A 1,677-nucleotide genomic window follows, 5' to 3' on the forward strand; every position below is an offset into this window, starting at 1 on the left:
CGACCAGGCGACGGCCGAACCAGTGGCCGTCGAACTACCCACACCCGCCCTGACCAGGTAATCAACACCTCCCGCGCAGCGGGGGAAGCTCAGTGCGCGACGATCTCACCGCTGGTCAGGCCCTTCGCGGTCAACGAGACCACGAGGTTGTCCAGGCCCTCGGTGCGGCGCGCGTGCCGGGGCACGACCTTCGGCTCGAACGTGCCGGCCCGGTCCCTGGGCACCTCGAGCGTGACGGGGCCGGCCTCGGTCATCACGGTCTTCATCCGGTAGCCGTTGCGCGCGTTGCCGCCCTTGCGCACCGATCGGCCCGGCTCCGCACTGGACGCCAGGTGCTCGTCCATCTCGGCCTCCAATGCCTCCTGGAGCAGGTGCCGGGTCAGCTGCTGCAGCAGCCCGCCCTCACCGAGCAGCTGCATCCCGCCGGCCCTGGCCTGCTCGGCCGCCAGCTCCGCGACCGACGCCACCACGTCCGACCCGCCAGTGTTCTTCCTCGGACCCATGCCCAAGGCATCGGCAGTTCCCGACTCCGACAAAACCGACCCGTCAGGAACCGACCCGATCCGGTGATCCGTCCGCGAGCTCATCAGTGTCTCCCTTGATCAGAGTGTCCACCTGATTCATGACACTCCCGCTGCGGCGGCCCAACTGCCGCGCGCGGGAAGTCGATTCCGCCGACTTCCCGCGCGTGCGAGGGAGCGGGTTGGGGTTTGGGGGCCAGTGGCCCCGTGTTAGGAAGTCGGCTTCTCGCGCGTGCCGGTGGTCGGGTGGTTGGGGTCTCCTGGCCGTCTGGTGGGGGAGGTTGGTGGTTTCGGCTTTGCGTGCGGGTGGCTGCGTCGCCTTGCCGTCGGTGCTGGGTGTTTCGTGCGTGGGAAGTCGACTTGGGCGGCTTCTCGTGCGTGCTGGTGGTGGTCGGGTGGTTGGGGGTTCTCTCGGCCGTCTGGTGGGGAGGTCGGTCGTGTCGGCGCTGCGTGCGGGTGGCTGCGTCGCCTTGCCGTCGGTGCTGGGTGTTTCGTGCGCGGGATGTCGGTTCCGTCGACTTGCTGTGGGTGCTGGTGGGTTGGGAAGGTCCGGTCGTCCTGCGTGGGAAGTCGGTTCCGTCGACTTCCTGTGCGTTGGGGTGGCCTGGGTGAGTGGTGCCTGCGCCCGGCCAATCCGGGGGGTGTTGGTCGTGCCGGCTTGGCGCGCGGGTGGTGCCGCCTTGCCTTCGAGGTTGGCTGTTCTCGCGCGCGGGAAGTCGACTCGGCCGACTTTTCGCGCGTGCTGGTCGGGTGGTGGGGGTTACCGGCTGTCCTGTGTGGGAGGTCGGCCGTGTCGGCTTTGCGCGCGGGCGGCCGTGTCATCTTGCCTTTGGGCTGGCTGTTTCGTGTGGGGAGGTTGGCTCTGTCGACGTCTGGTGGGGGTTGGGGGGTGGGTGGTTGGGGTTTTCGGGTTGTTCGGTGGGGGGTCGGTTGGTTGGGTTGGGGTGTTTGGTGTGTGGGGGCGGTTTGCCGTGTGGTGTGTGGGGTGGGGGGCCTGGTGCTGTGGCTTGTTCAGGGGTGCCGGTTTCCCGTGGGGGTGTGGGGGGTTATGTGTGGGTGGTGGTGTGGGTGTGGCGGGTGAGGGAGTCGAGGGTGACGGCGGTGAGGAGGACGGTGCCGGTGATCATGTATTGGATGGCTTGGGTGGCGTGGATCA

1 protein-coding gene is annotated in these 1,677 nt (G+C 68.4%); it reads right to left on the minus strand.

The window, feature by feature from the left end:
• Positions 1-89: 89 nt before the first annotated feature.
• Entirely contained in the window at positions 90-503 is a 414-nt protein-coding gene (locus tag ACFY0X_RS36840; protein WP_387760887.1) for a transposase, read from the minus strand.
• Positions 504-1,677 lie beyond the last annotated feature (1,174 nt).

It is taken from the genome of Kitasatospora sp. NPDC001547 (genome assembly GCF_042894165.1).
GTDB lineage: Bacteria > Actinomycetota > Actinomycetes > Streptomycetales > Streptomycetaceae > Kitasatospora.

Coding starts and splice junctions, on each gene's coding strand:
- ACFY0X_RS36840 (WP_387760887.1), bottom strand. CDS start 503: ATGGGTCCGAGGAAGAACACTGGCGGGTCGGACGTGGTGGCGTCGGTC.